General features: G+C 59.6%; 26 protein-coding genes and 2 pseudogenes. 17 read left to right on the forward strand and 11 right to left on the reverse strand.

The features are described from left to right. Window positions 1–10 precede the first annotated feature (10 nt). Complete coding sequence (locus AC1RR7_RS07070) at window positions 11–1,546, forward strand: tyrosinase family protein (protein WP_493156818.1); 1,536 nt, start codon at window positions 11–13, stop codon at window positions 1,544–1,546. 69 nt (window positions 1,547–1,615) lie between these two features. Here AC1RR7_RS07070 and AC1RR7_RS07075 read toward each other — a convergent pair whose 3' ends face one another. Then, window positions 1,616–2,536, reverse strand: coding sequence for a LysR family transcriptional regulator (locus AC1RR7_RS07075; RefSeq protein ID WP_493156820.1), 921 nt, complete (start codon window positions 2,534–2,536; stop codon window positions 1,616–1,618). Between the two features lie 66 nt (window positions 2,537–2,602). Here AC1RR7_RS07075 and AC1RR7_RS07080 point away from each other — a divergent pair, with 66 nt between their 5' ends. Beyond that, complete coding sequence (locus tag AC1RR7_RS07080) at window positions 2,603–3,220, forward strand: LysE family translocator (protein ID WP_493156822.1); 618 nt, start codon at window positions 2,603–2,605, stop codon at window positions 3,218–3,220. Between the two features lie 127 nt (window positions 3,221–3,347). Beyond that, a complete protein-coding gene (locus AC1RR7_RS07085; protein WP_102622284.1) occupies window positions 3,348–3,767 on the forward strand; it encodes an organic hydroperoxide resistance protein in 420 nt (139 codons plus the stop codon). A 92-nt stretch (window positions 3,768–3,859) separates the two neighbouring features. On the opposite strand, the gene AC1RR7_RS07090 is transcribed toward AC1RR7_RS07085, so the two are convergent. Further along, window positions 3,860–4,318: a GNAT family N-acetyltransferase gene (locus AC1RR7_RS07090; RefSeq protein WP_493156824.1), complete on the reverse strand. Its 459-nt coding sequence runs from the start codon at window positions 4,316–4,318 to the stop codon at window positions 3,860–3,862. A gap of 220 nt (window positions 4,319–4,538) precedes the next feature. Between AC1RR7_RS07090 and AC1RR7_RS07095 the strand changes: the two genes are divergently transcribed. Continuing rightward, the gene (locus tag AC1RR7_RS07095) at window positions 4,539–4,700 is read left to right on the forward strand and encodes a hypothetical protein (protein ID WP_173861392.1); all 162 of its coding nucleotides are present in this window, start codon (window positions 4,539–4,541) and stop codon (window positions 4,698–4,700) included. 113 nt (window positions 4,701–4,813) lie between these two features. Here the strand turns inward: AC1RR7_RS07095 and AC1RR7_RS07100 are convergent, their stop codons facing one another. Next, window positions 4,814–5,239, reverse strand: coding sequence for a cupin domain-containing protein (locus AC1RR7_RS07100; RefSeq protein WP_102622282.1), 426 nt, complete (start codon window positions 5,237–5,239; stop codon window positions 4,814–4,816). A gap of 132 nt (window positions 5,240–5,371) precedes the next feature. Next, window positions 5,372–6,259: a transcriptional regulator GcvA gene (locus AC1RR7_RS07105; RefSeq protein ID WP_102622281.1), complete on the reverse strand. Its 888-nt coding sequence runs from the start codon at window positions 6,257–6,259 to the stop codon at window positions 5,372–5,374. Window positions 6,260–6,367: 108 nt separating this feature from the next. Here AC1RR7_RS07105 and gstA point away from each other — a divergent pair, with 108 nt between their 5' ends. Continuing rightward, the gene (gene gstA, locus AC1RR7_RS07110; RefSeq protein WP_493156826.1) at window positions 6,368–6,979 is read left to right on the forward strand and encodes a glutathione transferase GstA; all 612 of its coding nucleotides are present in this window, start codon (window positions 6,368–6,370) and stop codon (window positions 6,977–6,979) included. 24 nt (window positions 6,980–7,003) lie between these two features. Here gstA and AC1RR7_RS07115 read toward each other — a convergent pair whose 3' ends face one another. After that, window positions 7,004–7,690 (reverse strand): alpha/beta hydrolase, encoded by a 687-nt coding sequence (locus AC1RR7_RS07115; protein ID WP_493156828.1) that lies wholly within the window; start codon window positions 7,688–7,690, stop codon window positions 7,004–7,006. A 176-nt stretch (window positions 7,691–7,866) separates the two neighbouring features. Between AC1RR7_RS07115 and AC1RR7_RS07120 the strand changes: the two genes are divergently transcribed. Further along, complete coding sequence (locus AC1RR7_RS07120; protein WP_493156830.1) at window positions 7,867–8,463, forward strand: paraquat-inducible protein A; 597 nt, start codon at window positions 7,867–7,869, stop codon at window positions 8,461–8,463. Beyond that, the gene (locus AC1RR7_RS07125) at window positions 8,460–9,122 is read left to right on the forward strand and encodes a paraquat-inducible protein A (protein WP_102622277.1); all 663 of its coding nucleotides are present in this window, start codon (window positions 8,460–8,462) and stop codon (window positions 9,120–9,122) included. Before AC1RR7_RS07120 ends, AC1RR7_RS07125 begins: the two co-directional genes overlap by 4 nt. Window positions 9,123–9,147: 25 nt before the next feature. Here AC1RR7_RS07125 and AC1RR7_RS07130 read toward each other — a convergent pair whose 3' ends face one another. Then, window positions 9,148–9,897 (reverse strand): SDR family NAD(P)-dependent oxidoreductase, encoded by a 750-nt coding sequence (locus AC1RR7_RS07130; RefSeq protein WP_493156832.1) that lies wholly within the window; start codon window positions 9,895–9,897, stop codon window positions 9,148–9,150. Window positions 9,898–10,061: 164 nt separating this feature from the next. On the opposite strand from AC1RR7_RS07130, the gene AC1RR7_RS07135 reads away from it, so the two are divergent. From AC1RR7_RS07135 to phnE, 5 genes are all read left to right on the forward strand, one after another. After that, window positions 10,062–10,958 (forward strand): LysR family transcriptional regulator, encoded by an 897-nt coding sequence (locus AC1RR7_RS07135; protein WP_493156834.1) that lies wholly within the window; start codon window positions 10,062–10,064, stop codon window positions 10,956–10,958. Window positions 10,959–11,058: 100 nt separating this feature from the next. Then, complete coding sequence (locus tag AC1RR7_RS07140) at window positions 11,059–11,913, forward strand: putative selenate ABC transporter substrate-binding protein (protein ID WP_273536292.1); 855 nt, start codon at window positions 11,059–11,061, stop codon at window positions 11,911–11,913. Next, window positions 11,910–12,707: an ATP-binding cassette domain-containing protein gene (locus tag AC1RR7_RS07145; RefSeq protein ID WP_273536291.1), complete on the forward strand. Its 798-nt coding sequence runs from the start codon at window positions 11,910–11,912 to the stop codon at window positions 12,705–12,707. The genes AC1RR7_RS07140 and AC1RR7_RS07145 overlap by 4 nt, the downstream gene beginning before the upstream one ends. Beyond that, complete coding sequence (locus AC1RR7_RS07150; RefSeq protein WP_273536290.1) at window positions 12,701–13,528, forward strand: PhnE/PtxC family ABC transporter permease; 828 nt, start codon at window positions 12,701–12,703, stop codon at window positions 13,526–13,528. Before AC1RR7_RS07145 ends, AC1RR7_RS07150 begins: the two co-directional genes overlap by 7 nt. Beyond that, a complete protein-coding gene (phnE, locus tag AC1RR7_RS07155; RefSeq protein WP_273536289.1) occupies window positions 13,525–14,292 on the forward strand; it encodes a phosphonate ABC transporter, permease protein PhnE in 768 nt (255 codons plus the stop codon). Before AC1RR7_RS07150 ends, phnE begins: the two co-directional genes overlap by 4 nt. A gap of 75 nt (window positions 14,293–14,367) precedes the next feature. On the opposite strand, the pseudogene AC1RR7_RS07160 reads toward phnE, so the two are convergent. The 4 genes and pseudogenes from AC1RR7_RS07160 to AC1RR7_RS07175 form a co-directional block, all read right to left on the reverse strand. Continuing rightward, window positions 14,368–14,697 (reverse strand): annotated as a pseudogene (locus AC1RR7_RS07160) (DUF4158 domain-containing protein); the annotation flags it as partial. A gap of 3 nt (window positions 14,698–14,700) precedes the next feature. Further along, window positions 14,701–14,950, reverse strand: a pseudogene (locus AC1RR7_RS07165) (helix-turn-helix domain-containing protein); the annotation flags it as partial. Window positions 14,951–15,005: 55 nt separating this feature from the next. Further along, window positions 15,006–15,374, reverse strand: a complete 369-nt coding sequence (locus AC1RR7_RS07170; RefSeq protein WP_273536288.1) for a hypothetical protein — start codon at window positions 15,372–15,374, stop codon at window positions 15,006–15,008. Between the two features lie 57 nt (window positions 15,375–15,431). Continuing rightward, window positions 15,432–16,952, reverse strand: a complete 1,521-nt coding sequence (locus tag AC1RR7_RS07175; protein ID WP_493156838.1) for an Lcl C-terminal domain-containing protein — start codon at window positions 16,950–16,952, stop codon at window positions 15,432–15,434. Window positions 16,953–17,438: 486 nt separating this feature from the next. Between AC1RR7_RS07175 and AC1RR7_RS07180 the strand changes: the two genes are divergently transcribed. The 5 genes from AC1RR7_RS07180 to AC1RR7_RS07200 all read left to right on the forward strand — a co-directional run bounded on the left by AC1RR7_RS07180 (window position 17,439) and on the right by AC1RR7_RS07200 (window position 20,035). Beyond that, a complete protein-coding gene (locus AC1RR7_RS07180; RefSeq protein WP_096821752.1) occupies window positions 17,439–17,798 on the forward strand; it encodes a DUF6124 family protein in 360 nt (119 codons plus the stop codon). Between the two features lie 172 nt (window positions 17,799–17,970). Then, the gene (locus AC1RR7_RS07185; RefSeq protein WP_493156840.1) at window positions 17,971–18,516 is read left to right on the forward strand and encodes a PAAR domain-containing protein; all 546 of its coding nucleotides are present in this window, start codon (window positions 17,971–17,973) and stop codon (window positions 18,514–18,516) included. Window positions 18,517–18,526: 10 nt separating this feature from the next. Next, the gene (locus tag AC1RR7_RS07190) at window positions 18,527–19,309 is read left to right on the forward strand and encodes a hypothetical protein (RefSeq protein WP_493156842.1); all 783 of its coding nucleotides are present in this window, start codon (window positions 18,527–18,529) and stop codon (window positions 19,307–19,309) included. Then, window positions 19,294–19,650, forward strand: coding sequence for a DUF7079 family protein (locus AC1RR7_RS07195; RefSeq protein ID WP_102621589.1), 357 nt, complete (start codon window positions 19,294–19,296; stop codon window positions 19,648–19,650). The genes AC1RR7_RS07190 and AC1RR7_RS07195 overlap by 16 nt, the downstream gene beginning before the upstream one ends. Window positions 19,651–19,693: 43 nt before the next feature. Next, on the forward strand, window positions 19,694–20,035 hold the full coding sequence (locus AC1RR7_RS07200) for a hypothetical protein (protein WP_255261947.1): 342 nt from the start codon (window positions 19,694–19,696) through the stop codon (window positions 20,033–20,035). A gap of 33 nt (window positions 20,036–20,068) precedes the next feature. On the opposite strand, the gene AC1RR7_RS07205 is transcribed toward AC1RR7_RS07200, so the two are convergent. Beyond that, complete coding sequence (locus AC1RR7_RS07205; protein WP_493156993.1) at window positions 20,069–21,379, reverse strand: ArnT family glycosyltransferase; 1,311 nt, start codon at window positions 21,377–21,379, stop codon at window positions 20,069–20,071. Window positions 21,380–21,546 lie beyond the last annotated feature (167 nt).

The following is a 21,546-nucleotide window of genomic DNA, read 5'->3' on the forward strand; positions in this document are numbered from 1 at the left end:
GGAGTCGGGCATGAAAACTACATCGACCTCAACGTCTGTCACCAACCCCACCTGGTACGGACAGATCCGCGACATGTTCACCACCCAGGACCAGCAGCACATGGCCGCGCAAGGCCTGGACCTTGCCAGCTATGAGGCGGTGGTGAATCACGCCGGCGACATCTATCAACAAGTGGCGGTGGGGAACATGCCACCAGGGCAACCCTGGTCCACTGACTGGGTGAGCACCTTCCTCAACTGGATGAATAACGGCTATCCGAAAGGCGTCCCTGTCACCAGCGCCAACGAAGTGGAGTTCGATGCTCGATTGCTGTCCATTGCGGCAGCCCCGGCCGGCAGGATCCGCAAGGACATCACCACGCTGTCCAGCACTGAACTCAACCTGCTCAAAAAGGCGTTTTCCGGCATCGTAGCCAAGGCCCCGAGTGACCCGAACAGCTATTTCGTCCAGGCCGGCTACCACTGGTTTCCGGCCCCCAATACTTACTGCATGCACCATGTCCCGGGCTACAACCCGTGGCACCGGGCGTATCTGGTCAGTTTCGAAAATGCCCTGAGATCGGTCCCCGGCTGCGAGAGTGTGACGCTGCCCTACTGGGATATCACCACGCCCTTCCCCGACGTGCTCAAAAGCGCGCCCTTCGATACGTACGTGCTGCCACAAGCGGTCAGCCCGGATTACCCCGAAGGCTATAGCACTTCACGTTTTGACTACGACACGATTGCCCAGAACCTGCTGAACAACGGTGTGGCCGACGACGTGAACCGCGCCATGAGCAAGACCGACTGGGAAGACTTCCACGGCTACTGGTCAGACGCCAATTACAACACCATTATCGCGGCCCATGACGGGGGCCATAATTCCATCGGTTCGACCATGGGCGCCCAGGAGGTCGCGGCGTTCGACCCGGTGTTCTGGTTCTTCCACTGCAACTGGGACAGGTTGTTCTGGGAATGGCAGAAAAAGATGCTGGCCACCGACCTGCATGGCTTGCTAACCACCATCAACCAGGACAGCGACCCCTTGAGTTATCAGATCTTCAATGAAGCGGCGCTCCAGTCCCTGAACCCGTTCACCAGCAACCCACCCGAGTTGAACACGCTGGCGATCATCGACTCGGTCGCCCGACTCGACGTTGACTACGGCCCTTCCGCGACAGCCTCGAACGTCGACTTTCTGCCCAAGACCCAGCGCACACTCGCCGCCAACAAACATTTCACGGTCCAGACCAGTCGGGTCAACGTGCGGGTCAGCGGTATCAATCGCCTGAAGATTCCCGGCAGCTTCTCGGTGCACTTGCAGAAAGACGGCAAGACCATCGCAACCCGATCACTGTTTCAGCCGGTGGCGGTTCAAACCTGCGCCAACTGCGTGGCCAACGCCATGAGCCACTTCGACTTCGAGCTGCCGCTGGCCGAGGTATCGGGCGGCAAACTGAGTGTCTGGGTGGAACCGGTGAACAAGAGTTTCGTCGGCGACCGATTCCCGCAGAAGTTGATGGGTAACCCGGTTATCGATGTGCATCTATTGCTGCAAACGGATTAGCGCTGCTGCTGGACCCTGGCGCCGGAGCCTACGTGATAAGGGCCGGCGCCGACGTTGGGCAGACATCACCTAACAACCCACCGCCCGCAACCATTCAAGCAAATCCGTTTCCAGGCTGCCCGGCTTGGGAGGTGTGGGCGACAGCAAGCAATAATGCGAGCCGTCTTCAACAAACCCGGATGGCGCGACCAATACGCCGCTCTGGATATCGTCGCGAACCAGGTGCCACGGCCCCATGGCCACCCCCAGGCCGGCGACCGCCGCCTGAATGCTGAAATAAAAGTGCTCGAAGGACTGCATCTGCGTCGCAGGAACCGGCTGCCCTGTTGCGGCAGCCCATTCCTGCCAGGCGGTGGGTCGGCTGGTCGTTTGCAGCAGAGGGGCCGTGGCGCGGAGACATTTGCCGCTTTCATCGAACCATTGGCCGACCCTTTCCGGTCGACAGACAGGCCCGACCTTCTCGGCAAATAACCTCTCGGCGTGGTAACCGGACGGACGGGGAAAATCGTCTCGCCGAATGGCCAGGTCTATCCCCTGCTCAAAGGAAAAGAGCCCACCGCCGGCCACCAGATGAATGTCCGGGCCACGATGTTGTGCCTGGAACTCACTCCAGCGCGGAATCAGCCACCGCATCAACAGCGTTGGCTCGCAGGACAGGACCAGCCGCCGCGCACGGCGTGCCTCGCTGCGTATCTCGCGGACGGCATGGTTCATCACCCCAAGCCCTTCACTCACTGCTTTCAGCAGTCGTCTTCCAGCGTCCGTCAGGAAAACCCTGCGCTTGCGCCGCTCGAACAGGTCAACGCCCAGATCCTCTTCAAGCAGGCGCACGGCCCGGCTGATGGCGCCGGGCGTCAGATGCAGTTCATCAGCCGCACGGGCGAAGTTTTCAAACCGGCCAGCAGATTCGAAGCAACGCAGCGCCAGCAGAGAAGGCATTCTCGATTCGGATTTCAGTGATTCAAAGTCACCATCTACTTCAGAAATCATCGTTAGTTCCAGCGCACGACATCTGTAAACATGGCTTTCTATCACCAACCACCGCAAGGTTCCACCATGAGCGAATGGATAGCCGTAATCACCATCACACTGCTGGCGTGCATCAGCCCCGGGCCGGATTTCGCCATGGTCTCTCGCAACGGCTTGCTGCTGTCTCGACGCGCAGGCGTTCTCACTGCGATGGGCATTGGTCTGGGGGTGCTGGTTCACCTCGGCTATACGCTGCTTGGCCTCGGATGGGTGCTTCAACAAACGCCCTGGTTGTTCAATGCGCTGAAGCTGGCCGGGGCTGGGTATCTCGTCTATCTGGGCATCAAAATGCTTCGCTCCAGGCCCGATGTTCAGCCACAGGATGCGCCGCCACCTGCCCTGTCGGATCTGGCCGCGCTGCGTACGGGGTTTCTCACGAACGCGCTGAACCCCAAAACATCGATTTTCATCGTGAGCCTGTTCATGGGTGTCGTCCGACCGGACACGGGTCTGGCGGTGCAACTGGCCTATGGACTGTTCATCGCCGGGGCACATGTGGTGTGGTTCAGTCTGGTTGCGCTGTGCTTTTCGGCCGGAAGAGTGCGCGAGAAGCTGATGGCGGCACGGCTGTGGATTGACCGGGCCTTTGGCGGCCTGCTCGTGAGCTTCGGGATACTGCTGAGCCTCTCTCAACGCTCAGGATGATCCGGCCGCTACACAGCGATACATAACCCCCCGCTGCAGGACACATCCCGGGTACATGCCGATGCAAAAGTGTGGGCCATCGGAGCCTTCGTTTCCGACTCCATCACTCACTCAGGCAGGCATTCCCATGATCAATCAAATCGACACCGTGCTGTACACCGGCAAGACCCGCACCACCGGCGGACGCGATGGCGCCTCGCGCAGTTCGGACGGCAACCTGGATATCAAACTGTCGCCACCCGGCTCCGCTGGCAGCGGCACCAACCCGGAGCAATTGCTGGCGGCCGGTTGGTCAGCCTGCTTCATCGGCGCCATGGGCAAGGCCGCTGCCGCATTGAAAATCAAACTGCCGGCCGATGTGGCGGTGGAAACCGAAATCGATCTGGGCAAGACCGGTGATGCATTCTTCCTTCAGGCACGCCTGAATGTCAGCCTGCCGGGGCTGGAAACTTCGGTCGCCCAGACACTGGTGGAGGCCGCGCACCAGACCTGCCCGTACTCCAAGGCCACTCGCGGCAATATCGACGTGACCCTGCGCCTGATCTGAAACAGGTTTACGCCGGCTTCATCCTCAAACGCCCGAAGCACTGCTTCGGGCTTTTTTTTACATCACTCGTGTGCGGCATACCGGCGTGACAGTCAGCGAGAACCGGCCAGCGCCTTGCGCATGAAAACCCGGGCAAATCCATCCTCGGTGGCGCGATGGGTTTCCACAAAACCGAGCTTTTCATAGATGGCGATGTTCTCAGTCATCCGCTCATGGGTGTACAGCCGCACCGCTTCGCAACCGAGACTCAACGCATGTACTTCGCAGAACGACATCAGCACTTTGCCCAGGCCTTTGCCCTTGTGCCGAGGCGACACCGCGACGTTGATCAGCAGCAGTTCGTTGCCTTCCTGGCTCATCACCAGCACACCGAGGATTTCATCGTTGTCGGTCAGCACGAACGTATCGGTTTCGCGCAGCACTTGTTCGTAGTCATCGAGCATGGGCGCAGGCTTGCGGCCGATTCGGGCGATGTAGGGGCTGTAGGCCTCATCGACCAGCGCGGCGATGGGCGCGGCGTCTTCGGATTGAGCACGGCGAAGGGTCTGCAAGGGATGCCTCTTCAGTGACGATGAATAAGACGTTCAGCATGCGATGGATGGCGTTCGTTGCCAACGCCGGGCCTTTGAATTTCTGACAATTCCGGAGCCGATCCCAAGCCTTGCCGTAGCACAATCGAAGCGCCCGAGGATGAACATACGTTCACCAAAAACATCGCCGGATGCGTCTAGTCTGCGGGTTCCAACATAGTGACTACAGGAGTAACCCACCATGTTCTCGCACGAAAGCGTCCCGCTGATCATCCTCTTCATCATCCTGCTGCTTGGCGTGCTGACCGCCGTTCTTCATCCGGTGCATGCGTTTTTCAGCTGGCTTCAGAGGCGCAGGCAAAGAGCATCGGCCGGGAATGTGAAAGAGGTGGATGTACGCTGAAGTTCTTTTAATTTGAATGGGGCGGCAATATCGGCTTGATCATCTGCCTGCCTTGAATCCACCAACAACAAAAAGGCCTGCCACTGTGGCAGGCCTTTTCAGTTTCCCGGACGTTATTGCTTGAGGATCAACAACGGCTCGCCCTTCTTGACGATATAAGTCGCCAGTTCCGAACCCTTTTCGTTGCCGACGTTCTTCGCGATGTGCGCCACGCCCTCCGGGATGAACAGCGAGTCTCCCGCCTTGAGTGTCACCGGTGCCCGGCCTTCCAGCTGATATTCGAAGGTGCCGCTGATCACATAGGCGACTTCAACGCCCGGATGCGCATGCCGGGGCGAAGTGATGCCCGGCTCGAAATCGACCCGCGCCTGAATCACTTCACGATCCGCTGCGCCCAAATCCTGGCGGACGAGATCCGTGCGGCTCAGGCCTTGTTGCCAGCTCTTCGCGGGGGCGGCGGTTTGGGTGTCAGCCGCGTGCGCGAGGCCGGTCATTGAAACGAGTACGGCTGCAGCGGTCATCAGAAGTGTGCGGCGCATGGTGTTGCCCTCTCGGAAATAGTGATGTGTCGACAGTCACTCTGAGCAAGGCATGTACACGGGATGTGTCCTGATATCGGCGTAAGTTACCCCAGTGTGTACGGCGGCGGGATTGATACACGCGCATACAACTCAAAGCACCTGCGACAGCCACTGCCTGAACGCGACGATTTTTTTCGAATCGGCGTTTTCATGGGACGTGACGAAGTAGAAACCGGAATCGGATTTCAGCCGCAGATCAAACGGCGCCACCAGCCTTCCGGCCCGCAAGTCGTCCTCGACGTAGGTCGAGCGGCCGATACAGACGCCCTGCCCGTCAATCGCGGCCTGCACCGCCATCATCGCCAGGTCGAAGGTCATGCGCGGGCCTTTGGCCGGGAGCATTGGCTGGCCTGCCGCGTGCAGCCAGTCGCGCCAGTCATTGGCGGTCAGGCCGCTGACTTGCAGCAAAGGGTGATTGATCAGGTCCGCTGGCGCCTTCAAAGCGTTTTCGCCGGTCAACAGTCGCGGGCTGCACACCGGGAAGATCTCGTCGGACATCAACCAGTCGGCCCGCAACCCCGGCCATTCGCCGGTGCCATAGCGGATCGCCGCATCGATGCCGCCCTTGCGAAAATCCACCAGTTCGGTGGACGCGCTGATCCGCACATCGATCTCGGGATGCGCCTCGCGAAATGACGGCAGGCGCGGCAGCAACCATTTGGACGCTACCGAAACCAGGGTACTGATCGTCAGGACGCTGTGGTTATTCGACTCCAGTAACCGTTCGGTGGAGTGCCGCAGCTCCAGAAACGCCGAACGAATCCCGGGAAAGTACGCATTGCCCTCATCGGTCAACGCCAACCCATCTTTCAAGCGCATGAACAGGCGCACACCCAGCTCATCTTCGAGGCGACGGATCTGATGGCTGATCGCAGTTTGCGTGACGTTCAGCTCTTCGGCGGCGCGGGTGAAACTCAAATGGCGAGCCGCACATTCGAAGGCGCGCAATCCGTTGAGTGACGGTAGTCGGGGGAGCATAGGGTTTCTTCAGTCCATGAGATTTTGTCATACGCTAGCACTACAGATGTCCTTTGCGAAGCGGCGCAGCGGTATTGGATTCTGGGCCTTCATCTGAAAGGAGATCCCATGAAACTGTACTTCGCGCCCATGACCTGTTCGCTGTCCCCGCACATCGTGCTGCGTGAACTGGACTTGCCGTTCGAACTGATCCGGGTCAACAACCAGACCAAGCGCACTGCCGACGGCCGGGACTTTCGCGAGATCAATCCGAAGGGCTACGTGGCGGCGCTGATGTTGGAAAACGGTGAAGTGTTGACCGAAGGCCCGGCGATTCTTCAATACCTCGCGGACCTGGTGCCGGGGCATTCGCTGGCCCCGGCCAATGGCACCTGGGAGCGCTCGCGCCTGCAGGAATACCTGAACTTCATCAGTTCGGAAATTCATGGGGGCAGCGCGCCGTTGTTCAGCAGCGAAATCCCGGAATCCACCAAAACGATCTTCAAACACAAACTGTTCAAACGTCTGGATTACCTGAACCGCATCCTCGCGACCCAGCCCTTTCTGATGCAGGCGTTCGGCGTGGCGGATGCCTATCTGTTCACGGTGTTGAAGTGGCTGCCGACATTCAGTATCGCCATTGAAGACTGGCCAGCACTGGCGAACTACATGACGCGTATCGCCGAACGGCCCAGCGTGCGGGCGGCCATCGCGGAAGAAGATGCCACGCAACCGGTTTGAAAACGGCCGGTTGCGTGGTCGTTGTCAGGCCTTGGCGGCCTCGTCGATCAACGCCGCCACTTCGGCGGCGCGGGAGGCCAGCGAAGCGTGGCTGGCGTCGAGGGTGATCACTTTTTTCGCATTGAGCCGGGCGGACATGCGCTTCTGGTTGTCCGGGTGAATCATGTGGTCCTGACTGGAAATCTGATACCAGGACGGTTTGTGCTTCCACGCCGGATCACTGATGACATCGCCGAAGGTGCTGGCCAGCGGCGCTTTCTGCGTCACGGCCATGACCAGCGCCTCATCCGCCGGCAGGTCCTGGCAGAAGCTTTCATGGAATTTGTCGGCCTTGAGCCAGAGGAAACCGTCGCTGTCCGGCGCCAGATTCGGCGCGGCGGCAGGCAGATGTTCCTGGGTGATGCCGCCGGGGCTTTCGCCTTGATCCGGAGCGAACGCGGCGATGTATACCAGCCCGACCACATTCGGTTGATTGCCGGCCTGAGTGATCACCGCCCCACCATACGAGTGCCCGACCAACAGCACCGGCCCGTTCACCTGGGCGATCATTTTGCGGGTGCGCTCGGCGTCGTCGGCCAATGAGGTCAGTGGCATTTCCACGGCCTGAATTGCGCTGTAGCCCTTGCGTGTCAATTCAACAATGACTTTGCCCCAGTGCGCGGCACCGCCCCAGAATCCGTGCACCAGCACAATCGTCGGTTTTTCACTCATGGCGTTTCTCCTGCGGATGATGAAGGTCGATTTACCATTGGCGCACAGGAGTATGGAACGGTTCCGGTGACGTGTCTGCCGGCCAGACCAAAGGCGCGCTTCGAGATGTGAAAGTTGTCGAATGCCTCAACGCGCCTATATTGAAGGGGTTCACGCCCTCCTCCCAACGAGCGCCCATGGCCAGCACCGATCGACTGATCATCTGCGAGCATTGCGACTGCGTGTACGAACACGCCACGCTCGCCAAACATCAGAAAACCCTCTGTTCGCGCTGCGGCGGCGTGCTCCAGCGCTATAGCGACCTGACCGTGGAACAACGGCTGGCCCTGAGTTTCACGGCGGCGATGCTGTGGTTGTTCGCCAATTTCTACCCGGTGATGAGCATCAGCATGCAGGGCCTGAAAAACAGCGCGACCCTGTGGGATTCGGTACTGGCGCTGAGTCAGGGGCCGATCACCTTCATGGCGATGGTCGCGGCGATCTCGATCATCATCGCCCCGGCGTTTCAGTTGGTGTTGTTGATCTGGGTCCTGAGCTTCGCCCTCGCCTCGCGCCGTTGCCCGGCCTTCAAGGTGTGCATGCGCTGGCTGGAAACGCTACGGCCCTGGAGCATGCTCGAAGTGTGTCTGCTCGGCGCCATGGTCGCGGTGTTCAAACTGGCGGGCATGCTCGACGTGATTCCCGGCATCGGCCTGTTTGCGTTGGCCGTGCTCAGCCTGTTGCTGATCCGCATTGCCGGGCGCGACGTGCGTGAACTGTGGGACATCCTATGAAGCGACCACCGACTGCCAGCGAACTCAACCTCTGCCTGTGCCACAGCTGCGGACTGGCCTGCGACATGACCGGCGAACCGCACCAATGCCCACGCTGCGATGCGCCGCTGCACCGGCGCAAGACCAACTCGCTGGCCCGCACCTGGGCCTACATGTTCGCTGCCCTGGCGTTTTACGTGCCGGCGAATCTGCTGCCGGTGATGAACACCACGCTGCTCGGCAATGGCGCCGACAGCACCATCATGAGCGGCGTGCTGGAGTTCTGGGAACACGGCGCGTGGGACATTGCCTTGATCATCTTCATCGCCAGCATCGCGGTGCCGGGGGTGAAATTCGTTGCGCTGACGCTGCTGCTGGTGACCGTGCAGCGGGACAGTCACTGGGCGCGCCGGGAACGCTCGAAGCTGTACCGATTCGTCGAGTTGATCGGCTACTGGTCAATGCTCGATGTGCTGGTGGTCGCGCTGGTGGCGGCGCTGGTGAAGTTCCAGGCCCTGGGGGACATCGAGCCGCGACCGGGGATTCTGTTCTTCGGCCTCGTGGTGGTGTTCACCATGCTCTCGGCGATGAGTTTCGACCCGCGTCTGATCTGGGATAACGCGCCGGCCGAAGAAACGGACGAGCCCCGGCACTCGACTGAACAAGTGCCGGGGCATTAAGCGGCTTAAATCAGATCGGATCAGATCAGATCTGCGCGGTGCCACCGTCAACGAACAACTCGATGCCGTTGACGAAACTGCTGTCATCCGACGCCAGGAACAACGCAGCCTTGGCGATTTCGCTCGGCTCACCCAGACGCCCGATCGGCACGATAGACGCCAGTTTATCGAACAACCCTTGAGCGTGTTCCGCCGGCACCAGCCCCGCCAGACCTGGCGTACGCACCGGGCCAGGGCTGATGGCGTTGACGCGGATGCGCCGGGGCTTCAAGTCCAGCAACCACGACCGGGCGAAGTTGCGCACCGCCGCTTTGCTCGCGCTGTAGACGCTGAAGTTTTCCGTGCCCTGCACCGAAGTGGTCGATGAGGTCAGCAGGATCGATGCGCCATCGCGCAACAGCGGCAAAGCCTTCTGCACCGTGAACAGCGTGCCCTTCACGTTGGCGCCGAAAATCCGGTCGAAGTGCTCTTCGGTGATCGAACCCAGCGGCAGCATGTCCCCGCCACCGGCGTTGGCGAACAGGATGTCGAGGTGCCCGGCCTTCTCGGCGATTTCGCGGTAGATGCGATCCAGATCGTCCAGATTCGCCACGTCACCCTGAATGCCGATGGCCCGTGGGCCGATGGCGGCGACCGCTTTGTCCAGCTCCGCCTGACGACGACCGGTGATGAATACGGTGGCACCCTGGGCGACGAATTCCTGCGCCGAGGCCAGGCCGATGCCGGTGGTGCCGCCAGTGATCAGTGCGATTTTGCCTTCAAGTCTGTTGCTCATGATGTGTCTCCAATAACCGTTTCAAGGAAGGTGACGGGTCGTAGGTGAGCCGTTGAAAGCGACTTTAGGCCGATGGATTGAATTGAAAAATCCGCCAAATCGGTTTTGTTTGTGCACAGACATGCACAATACTCAGCCCTGCCTTCCCCTCCGAGCCCGAGCCGATGAATCAGTTAATGGCGATCCGCACCTTTGCCCGCGTCGTGGAAAGCGGCTCATTCACCAAAGCCGCCGACTCGCTGAACCTGCCGAAAACCACCGTCAGCAAACTGATCGGGCAACTGGAAAGCCACCTCGGCGTGCGCCTGTTGCAACGCACCACTCGCCGCCTCACCGTCACGGCCGACGGCGCTTCCTACTACCAATTGACGCAACAACTGCTGCATCAACTGGACGACATCGATCAGGGTTTCAGCCAGGCCCAAGGACTGCCGCGCGGCAAAATTCGCGTGGACATCGGCGGCTCGACCGCGACGATGCTGGTGATTCCTGAGCTGCCGAAGTTCTTCGAGCGCTACCCGGATATTCAGATTGATCTGGGCGTCAGCGACCGCCCGGTGGACATGATCAGCGAGCGCGTCGACTGCGTGATTCGCGGCGGCCCGCTGACCGAGCAAACCCTGGCCGTGCGCCGCCTCGGCGAAGTGTCCTGGACCACCTGCGCCACGCCCGACTATCTGCAACGCCACGGCTCACCGACCCACCCGCAGGAGTTGGCCAACCACCAGATGATCACCTACCGCTCGGCCTCCACCGGGCGCATCCTGCCGTCGAACTTCCAGCGCAACGGCGAACGCCATCAGATCGAAGGCAAAGGCCTGGTCAGCGTCAACGAGAGCAACGCGCATCTGGCGGCCGGGTTGGCGGGACTGGGGATCATCCACACCTTCAGCTACACGGTCAGGGCCGTCATCGAGCGCGGCGAACTGGTGCCGATCCTCACGGACTGGCGGCCGCCGGCGTACCCGTTTCATTTGCTGTATCCGCCGAACCGGCATTTGAGCAATCGGGTGCGGGTGTTCATCGATTGGCTGGTGGAGCGTTTCTCTCAAGTGGACTGAGCCCTCGCAATCGCGCCGTTTCGTCTAACCTGACTTTGCACCCGATGACGAATGTCATCACCCGCGCATCGATCCAGACGACCACGAAACGGAGAACTCCATGCTCAAGCGAACCCTGGCACTGACCGCTGGTTTGGCCCTGTCCCTGTCCGCCGTGCTGGCGCACGCCGCGGACGTGTTGAAGGTCAGCGCGATTCCCGACGAAGCCCCGACCGAGCTGCTGCGCAAGTTCGAGCCGCTGGGGGCTTATCTGGAGCAGAAACTGGGCATGAAAGTCGAGTTTGTGCCGGTGGCCGACTATCCGGCGGTGGTCGAAGCGTTGGCCACCAACCGCCTCGACATGGCGTGGCTCGGCGGTTTCACCTTCGTCCAGGCACAACTGAAAAGTGATCCCAAGGTCATTCCATTGGTCCAGCGCGAGCAGGACGCGCAGTTCACCAGCAAATTCATCACCGCCGACCCGAACGTCAAAAGCCTCGCCGACCTGAAAGGTAAAACCTTCGCCTTCGGTTCGGTGTCGTCCACGTCCGGCAGCCTGATGCCGCGCTATTTCATGCTCAAGGACGGCATCAAACCGGAAACCTATTTCAGCCGCGTCGGCTACTCCGGCGCCCACGACGCCACCGTCGCCTGGGTACAGGCCGGCAAGGTCGACGCCGGTGTACTGAACGCCAGCGTCTGGCAGAAACTGGTGGACGCCGGCAAGGTCGACACCAACAAGGTCAAGGTCTTCGCCACCACCCCGACCTACTTCGATTACAACTGGACCGTGCGCGGCACCCTTGACCCGACGTTGGCGGCGAAGATCAAACAGGCCTTCCTTGACCTCGACCCAGCCAACCCCGAGCAGAAGAAAATCCTCGACCTGCAAGCCGCCAGCCGCTTCATCGCCACCAGCCCGGACAACTACAAAGGCATCGAGGAAGCCGCCCGCGCCGCCGAATTGCTGAAATGACCTTGCGCCTCCAGCAGGGCTTTCTGCGCCACACCCATGGCGTCGAAGCCCTGCGCGGCGTGGATTTGCAGATCGAGGCCGGCGAACAGGTGGCGATCATCGGCCCGTCCGGCGCCGGCAAATCGAGTCTGTTGAACCTGCTGGCCACCGCCATTCGGCCCAGCAGCGGCGACATCGAAGTGCTGGGCGAGCGCGCCTGGCACTTGTCCGCCCACCAGCGACAACGGCTGCGCGCCCGCATCGGCCTGATCCATCAGGCGCCACCGCTGCCACCCCGGCAACGGGTGGTGACGGCGGTGCTGGCCGGCAAACTCGGGCAATGGAGCCTGGGCAAAAGCCTGATCAACCTGCTGCATCCGCTCGACGTGCCCGGCGCCCGCGCCGCACTGGCACGACTGGATCTGGCGGACAAGCTCTTCAGCCAATGCCAGCAACTCTCCGGCGGGCAATTGCAGCGAGTAGGCATTGCCCGCGTTTTGTATCAGGCGCCGGAGGTGTTGCTGGCCGACGAACCGGTCTCGGCCATGGACCCGGTGCTGGCCGGGCACACACTGTCGATCCTGTCGCGCCATGCCCGGGAGCACAATGTCACGCTGGTCGCGAGCCTGCATGCGGTGGAACTGGCGCTGGCGCACTTCCCGCGCATCATCGGTTTGCGCGAGGGGCAAATCCTCTTCGACTGCCCGTCCGCGCAGGTCAGCCGCGAGATGCTCGACACCCTCTACGCCAATGAACAACTGCAATCCCCGGCGCCGACCGTGCCGCCGCTGGTTGTGCAGATTCCCCGATGCTGAGCGCCGACACCCGCGACCCCGCCGCGCTGCCACGGCTGCTGCTGACCGTGCTGGCGATTGCCTTGCTGTGGCCGGGGATTCAGCTCAGCGAACTGGATGTGGGCGTGCTGTTGCGTGCCGACAATCAGAACGAAATCGGCCGGTTTGTCTCGACGTTCTGGCCACCGGAGCATGATCGGGACTTTCTTCAACTACTGCTCAAAGCCACCCTGCAAACCCTGGCCATCGCCACCGCCGGCATGGCCATGGCGCTGTTGTTGGCGGTGCCGGCCAGCCTGCTTGCCAGCCGCGCCTTGTCGTTGTCCGCCGCCTCACGCAGCGGCCGCCCGAGCCTGTTGGGCCGACTGCTGCGCTGGCCGGTGCGCGGACTGCTGATCTTCCTGCGCAGCGTGCCGGAAATCGTCTGGGCGCTGCTGTTCGTACGCGCCGTCGGCCTCGGCCCGGCGGCGGGCGTGCTGGCCATCGCGATCACCTACAGCGGCATGCTCGGCAAGGTCTACGCCGAAATATTCGAATCCACCGACCAACGCCCGGCCCACGCCCTGCTCCAGGCCGGCAGCGGCCGCCTCGCCAGTTTCGCCTACGGCGTCCTGCCCAACGTCGCGGCGGAACTGCTCTCCTACACCGTCTATCGCTGGGAATGCGCCATCCGCGCCTCGGTGGTGATGGGCTTCGTCGGCGCCGGCGGCCTCGGCCAACAGATCGACCTGTCGATCCGCATGTTCGCCGGCGGCGAAGTCGCCAGCATGCTCCTGACCTTCCTCCTGCTCGTCCTCGGCGCCGACCAACTCAGCCGCCTGCTGCGCTGGAGGCTGGCATGAAACGCCTGATCAATCCGTTGCTGATCCTCGCCATCGTCGCCGCCGTTATCGCCTCATTCGCCTACCTCGGCCTCGACCTGGAAGAACTCGGCAGCGCTACCAGCCTGAAACAAATGGGCTCGTACGTGAGTCGCTTCCTCAGCCCCGATCTCAGCCCCGGCTACCTGAGCGCTATCCTGCGCGGCTCAATGGAAACCCTCGCCATGTCCGCCCTCGGCACCCTCCTTGCTGCCGTGCTGGGACTGCTTTTGGCGCTCCCAGCCGCTGGACGATTTGGCTGGTTTTTCCAGAGTGCTGCGCGCCTGTTGCTCAATGCCCTGCGGGCCATTCCCGAACTGGTGTGGGCTGCGTTGATGGTGCTTGCGGCTGGGCTGGGGCCGAATGCAGGGACACTTGCGCTCGCCCTGCACACCACGGGCGTGTTGGGGCGGTTGTTTGCGGAAGCGCTGGAAAACACGCCACCGGAACCGGCGGAGGCGATTCGGTTGCAAGGGGGGAATCCGGTTTTGGCGTTCTGCTACGGCACGCTGCCGAACCTGGCGCCGCAGTTGCTGGCGTATTGTTTGTATCGGTGGGAGAACAATATTCGGATGGCGAGCGTGCTGGGGTTTGTAGGGGCTGGGGGGTTGGGGCAGATGTTGTATGTGAGCTTGAGTTTGTTTCAGGAGGCGCAGGCGGGGACGGTGATTTTGGCTATGTTGGGGTTGGTGTTTGCGGTCGACTTTTTGAGTGCTTGGAGTCGGGGGCGGTGGGTTAAGGCGTAAGTTGGATAGTAAAACCGAGTAAACGCAGGAGTTCGCCAAGGTCCGCTTTCGGCCAGAAGCGGACATTCGTGACGTGTAGGTGCGCAGTTCCTGGGCGTGCTCTCGGCGGATCACGTCGCGCTCGCCGTACTTCGCCCAGCTCGTCGGCTCGGCCTGGACCTGCTTGGCCACCCACTGGATCACCGATTCAGGGAGGTCCCTGTCGGTGCCCAGCGCATAGCCGGGGTAGCGCAGCAGGCAAAGATGCACCGCAAAGCCCAGGCGGTTGGCATCGCCACGCCGCTGGCGGATCAGCGACAGATCGGAGTCGTTGAAGGTGTAATAACGAATCAGGTCATCCTGACTCTCCGGCAGCGCAAGCAGGGTTTCCCGCTCCGTTGCCGAGAGGATCGAGCGACGCGGCATGGATCAGTCATCCGTGCGGAGGTACTGGTAGAGTATTTCCCGGCTGATGTTGAGCTCGCGGGCCAGTTGTGCCTTGGGCTCGCCGGCCGCCGCCCTGCGCCGCCCTGCGCCGCAGGGTAACAGCCTGCTCTCCGGACAGGGCTTTCTTGCGGCCTCGGTAGGCACCGCGTTGTTTGGCCAGGGCGATGCCCTCGCGTTGCCGTTCACGGATCATGGCGCGCTCGAACTCGGCGAAGGCACCCATCACCGGTAGTCGCCGGCGCCGTTGCGTGTGGCGATGCAAGTGCTGGTGCATAGCTGACGCCGTTTCACCAGTCCATCGGGTAATGCTCGATCCTGCAAGGGTGGCTGTTGCCGTCGCCTTTGCAGATGCCATCCAGGTACTGGTAACGCATCCTTACCCATTGGCCGGACGCAGGCCAGAGCTTACGCGGGATCATACTTTGCCAGTCGGCGCTCTCCGGCTCGAAGGTGATCACCGTTCCTGTCTTCGGGCACTGAGCGTCTGCGGGGTCAGCCTTAACTGACGCCACACGGCCCTGGAGTTCGGGGTAGGGCTGCTTCCCCCTCGCGGTGATCTCTACTTCTAACTTACAGACCTGCCAGCTGGAAGCCTGCGTGGAGCTTGCCAAGATCGACGCCATAACCCCTACAACAGCTATGATAATGCTTTTCACGGATATTCTTGTGCCCATAGGAATATATGGAAACGCGTGGTCACTGGAAATCGCACTTCACTCACGTACAAGTCGGACCTCAAGGTTCAAAACGAGCGGCTCGCAGGTAGTGTTGCCGTCGCGCCACAACACCCAGACCCTGACCCATGAACTGCTGTCCCGCGTCTCGGAGCCACCGTTGCAGACGGTAGAAGTCCAATAGCCCTCGTGCAGCGGCGATGTTCCGGGCGCCGGGAAATCGGCAGCGGGTATGTTCACTATATTGAACCAACGCTCGGCAAGGCTGTTGACTTCTTTGATGGTGGGCAGGCGCCAGCCCGGTTGCGCGCTGGCGTCTACTAAGGCTCGCAGGTAGCGGTAGCGAACAGGCATCCCGATGCAGCGCTGGCCGCTCCATACTTGAGGCTCCTGACAGCGGCGCCACACCAGGCCGGTGTGGCGGTCCTCAACCACGCCGCCGGGCACGCCGCGCTCGTCGGCTACTGCGCGATAGCGCCCTGCCTCCGGAGCTTCGGGGCCGCGCACCAAGCGAACAAACAACGGCGCAGTGTCGCTTGTCATCCTTCGGTGGCACCTGTTGACAGATCCGGAGTCGAAGCTTACGCACCATATGCGGGTCATATCGGCAGGCTCGGAGGTCATGTAATTCCCCGACACGGTGTTGGGAAACCATTGCACATCGACGGCCGCCTCTGGGGGCCTTTTATCGGCCAGTACATTGATCAGTTCGCCCATATCGATCAAGCCCTGCAGCTCAGCCACCGTGGGCAGGCGCCAATCGGTAAAGCCGCACAACCGCATCGTATTCACCTGTGCCACATAAGCCATGGCGTCACCCGGCCGTCCATCGCCATAGTAAGAGTAAGCGTCGGTATTGGCCCGGCTTCCTGGTGTCGGCTGGTTGTGCGGTCCGTACGTATTGACCAGCGAGCTATAGCCCAGGTCGGGCGGGCCAATCGGCCTACGTATGAACGCAGGTCTGCCGCTATCTGGCTTGCCCTCCCAGACCAACCCGGACACCCGATCCCGCACGCACGAGCTCAAAGGTTGGCCAGCCACCGTCTCGTAGTCGGGACGGCCTGCACGCAACATGCCGTCCTGTTTTGGTACTAAGATCAGCGGCCCAGAAGCTGTACACGATTGAGGCGCCGGAGTTTGGCCTTGCTGCCACCCCAGGCATACGCGCGCTCCGGTGGGCGGCACCCTCATTGTTATCTGTTCTGCGGTGCTTGCTGACGGCTGCGCAGCGGCAGACACTGCGCCCAGCCCAAGCATGAAGATCACTGTGGCTGCGACACGCACCACGGTCATCGCGCTGGATTTCTGTTCGGATCGAAGTCGATTCCGGAAAGCCACCACTCCGGAAGCACGAACCATGGCGCAGAGCGCTCGGGGCTTGGGACGGTACCGCGTACTGGCGAGATTGCTGCGGACTTGAAGGTCGGCCTCATGCATTGTACTTGCTCTTCCATCGGGCACATATGCTCGTGTAATACCACCTGGGGCGCCATCGGGAGTATCCAGCAACTGCAAGCGCTTTTCTAGGTATCGTAAGCTCGAACAACTTCGATCATCCATTGTGAACACTATCCCTAGTCGATCGATTAGCAGTAAAGGGGGCTGATTTATTTTCTAAGAAATAAATCAGTCCCCTTTTTCCAGTATGGGACGGGACTGTTGTTCAGGAAATAAGCCCTTACCTTTCAGTGCTTAAACAAATCCGTTTAAAGCAACCCGCCGTAACTTCCCCAAGGCTACAACGCCTTGCGCCATTGCCTACGACTACGCCAGAATCCGCCGGCTTGTGCGTCTGGCATGTGGGTCTTATCGTTTCGGGGTCACTGAAAATCAGTGATCGGGTTTGGTAGCCCGGTATTTCCAGGCGCATGGCGCCACCTCTTTGCAGGGATTATTTTCGTCTCTGCTTCTTTATGGTGGCCGTGCGCAGGGCTTCTTCGGAAGCGCCGGGTTCCTGGACCGGTCTACCAACCTGAGCATGGCCACCACCTTACGTTTGGTAGCGAAAGGTGATGGCTCCTAGATTGCTTTCCAGGAGATACACCCATGATCAAACCAACACCCAACCCACCCGAAACCGACCCAACCTCCCCCTACGAATCCCCCAACTCCAAAAAACTCCACGACGCCGCCGAGCGTGCGCTGGATCACTACCTCTTCCCCGCCGCCGGGGTCATGTCGTCCTGCAACGAGCCCGAGCGGATGTACCTGGCCAATCCGAAGTACAACACTGAATGTTTGCTGGCCAATGCCAGCGAAACCCTGAGTTCGGCGAGCGAGATGCTCAGTAACTTCGCCGCCCTGCTCGATCCCTCGAACCGCAAGACGGCGCTGGGTATCGCGCAAGTGGTGATGATTGCCGAGCTGGCGGTGAATCAGGCGCTGGATCACGTCGAAGTCGCATAACCCACGAGGCTCTGTAGAAGCAGTATGCGGCTGCTTCTACAGTGAGGCTCGTTCAATACTGGGGCCACACTAACCTCCCGTGAGCACGGGACGTCATATCCGAGGGTTACTAATAAACGCTGCGTTCGTGTTAGGTTGTGCCACTCACAAGGATTGTTGACAGGAGGTCATCATGGCTAAACCAGCGGCACGGAAGAGTGATCCATCGAGTTGTCCATTACCTGGGCATGGCACCAACCCCATCGCAACAGGTTCTCCCGACGTATTTTTCGACGGCCTACCCGCCGCACGCCAAGGTGACACTTGCACTTGTGGCAGCGCACTGTCCTCTGGCCTGTCCTCAACCGTTTTCATCAATGGCAAGAATGCCGCCACCATCGATACCGGCGGAACCCATGGCAGCATTGTCATCGGTGGGTCGGGGACGGTGATTATTGGCGACTCGCACACACCCTGCGAATTCATTCCTCCAACGCTCCTGCCCGGTCAGCCAAAGTGGATTGGTTTTAGAATTCCTGCGGACGAAAGCTATGAAGGCTTATCCTGCACCGCGCACTTTGAGGATGGTTCAACGCTTCCGGGGGTGTTCAACAAAGACAATGCCGTCAAATTCTCAAATCCCTCGGGCAAAACCTGCCTCATGCTCAAATTCGACGATGAGCCGCCTGCCGACTCCCCCTCCCTCACCGATAGTTTATTGAACAAAATTTTAGGATAAGGAACGTCCTATGACAGAGCCGTACATCGTCACTGGCAGCTATGTTGTTCAACGCGAACACGCCTTGAAAGACTCCCCCCTCGACAGGGCGTTAGAGCTTATGGAAGGTGCTGCCCTGAGGTTCTCGCTGGATGCAATCTCTGATGAAAAGGTCAGGGCGAACTATCTCAAGAACATCAAGCGTATGTCTCAGCAAACCTTGGAGGATGTAAAAGCCGGGAAGATTACGGCGCAAGAGGGTGTGAAATTCAGCCATGAAATGCGCAACAAGATCATGATGGAACACCGCAAATTCACCTCTGCGCAGGGATTGGCGATTGTTCAAAAGAAGAAAAAAGACGGAAAGGCCCTCAAAACACTACTGGACATGTACTCTGAAACCCTATTCAAAAAAGGTTACGACAGCCTTTCAGAGGTAGAAAAGAACAAAGTGCACTACACCATCTTGGAATCCGCAGGCCGAGATAACGCCAAGTTCACGAGCGGAACAAAAAAAATGTTGATCATGGGCAAACTTGGCGTTCTCGTGACTGCCGCTCTGGCCACCTATCAAATATTGAATGCTGAAAATAAGGCCAAAGAAACAGCGCGCCAAGGCATCATTGTCGGTGCTGGTGCCGCGGGCGGTATCCTCGCAGGAATAGGCATCAGTGCCATTTGTGGCCCTGGCGCACCTATTTGCGCGATCGCGGTCGTCTTGATAGGGACTGTTGCAGGTGGTGTTGCAGGCCAAGCAGCGGCTGACTCACTGGATGAAGAGCTGGAGGAGTTTTCGCATTGGGACATTTTCTGAGTGAGCCGCAGCTGTCCGAAGTCAGAGCTGCACTCTCCTGGCCATTCAACGACTTTCCGGTCGAATATGACTATATCGCGGATAAGGTTAGAGACATCGATCCTGACGTAGTTTACGAAATCCTTTATGAAGAGGTCGCACCGGTTTGTTTCACCAACCTTGTGGCAGCCGTCCCCCCGGTATGGACGGGGTTCGATCCCGATTTACTCAGAGTCTCGATAGAGGAAAGGCTGGCGGCAAGAAAACGTAACTGGTTTCGCCGGCAATTCGATAAGGCATTGGTTCGTTGGCTGCAGTACAACTACGGCTACATCTGGAAGGAAATCTCCTCCAGACTTTGAATGCAATCGGGAAAAATCACAGAGGCTCTGTCAGTACCATCAAATGAAACTAAAACCACTCCTCATCAGCCTTCTCTGCTGCATCAGCCCCCTTTCCCACGCAACGGACGTCCCGATCAAAGAACACATGCCCTTTGTAAACGCACGAAAGGCCTTGATCAAAAACGGCTGGAAGCCGAACCCGACCTACACAGGTGAATACGGGGTCGAAAACATCCTCCAGAGAAAAGGCTTCACGGAAGTCGAGTCGTGCACGGTTGGCCTTCAATTCTGCAGTTTCAACTACGTCAGGAATGGCGTCTGCCTGGGTGTGGCGACTGTCGGGGAAGAGGTCGAGGACATGAAGATTTATTCTTGGGGCTTCAAATGCCCTGAGAAGGATTGAGGCTCTCTAAAACGCCTCAATCCTCCTGTCACCTCACCAAAACCAATACGGCAGAAACTTCGGCGTGGGCTCGATCATGAGTTCCAGGTGGTAGGTGATGGGGTTGAAGAAGAACATATCCAGTATCAGAAAAGCCCCTACCCCAAACGACAGCGTCATGAACTCACGGTAGCGATGCTCGGCGAAGTACTCGCGTTTGGCATGGTAGAAGCTCAACAGCGCAAACAGTCCAAGGCCTGCGCCCAGGTAGTTGGGCTGCAACGGGACTTCGGCGCAGTTGTTGTACACCAGCCCCGACAGCAGCAGGCCCAAACCCAACGCCGGCAACTTGAGACAGAACTGCATCAAGCCGTTTTTGGCGCGCACGAATGCCGCTTCATGGCTGACAAAGAGGTAGGCGGCCAACAAGGAAATAGCCGGGGTGATTGCCAGTATGTAACGTGCTTTCTTGGAGCTTGGGATCGTGAACAGTACGAGCAGCACCAGCAGCCACCCAGTTAGATAAAGCAGCAGGTCGATGTCTTTATCGCGGGTCGAGCGGAAGAACAGTTTGTACTTCTTCAGAATCACGCTGATGGCGTAAAACACCGTAAAACCGTAAGTAAACAGGCCTGCGGAAAAGTAGAAGTAATAGCGCGGTGCGTGGTCGGAACCAAAGCGCCCGATGCCCTGCATATTCAGCACGTCTTCAAGGAACGTTTGCCCCCCTTGCAGGTACGCGGCCCATGCCAACAGCACAACCCCGGCGACCAGAATCAGGCCCGAGAGGAATGAAAACAGCAGCAACATGCGCCATTGGCGGCTCAGGAGGTAATAAGCCCCGATGACACAGGCGGGCCCGATCAAACCGATAGGCCCACGAAACGCAAAGCCCAGCGCCAGCCCCACGAACAGGAACACCAGGCGCCGCGGGTCTTTTTTCAACTCGGCCGAATAGGCAACGTAGAAGCAGATCAACGTGAACAGGGCCGGATAGATATCAAGTGCCAGTGAGTTCACGCCGTCCAGAAAGGCCCAGGTCAACAGGCTGAAAAGTACGCCATACGCGCCCCACTTTTTGTTATGCAGCGCCCCGAGCCGATAAATAAACACCAGCATCAGAGAAGCGGCAATGCAGGAAGGCAGGCCCATCGAAAGAATGGAGACGCGGCCAAACGGCAAGGAAGCCAGATAGACCAGTAAGGTGTTGAGAACCGTATAGTCGGGATAGGGTTTGAGGTCGTCGGCAATGGGAAACAGCGTGACGCCGTTCGCCAGCATGTAATCGGCGAAGTCGACAAAGCGTGTTGTGTAGTTGAGGACGGCAGGTTTGTACTGCAACACCATGAACACGGCCAGCGTCATGAAGAAAATGCTCAGGCATGGATTTCTTGTAATCAATCCCTTCAACATGCCTGCCCGCCAAGTGCGCTCTACAACAAGCGGGGCATCATATCGATCCATCGGTAACCCTTTAGTGAAGTTGTTCTTTTTGGCTCCAGTCCGGAAAGCACGCGAATGCTGAAAATGAA

The sequence above is a fragment of the Pseudomonas sp. GW821-FHT11G12 genome (assembly GCF_058808055.1).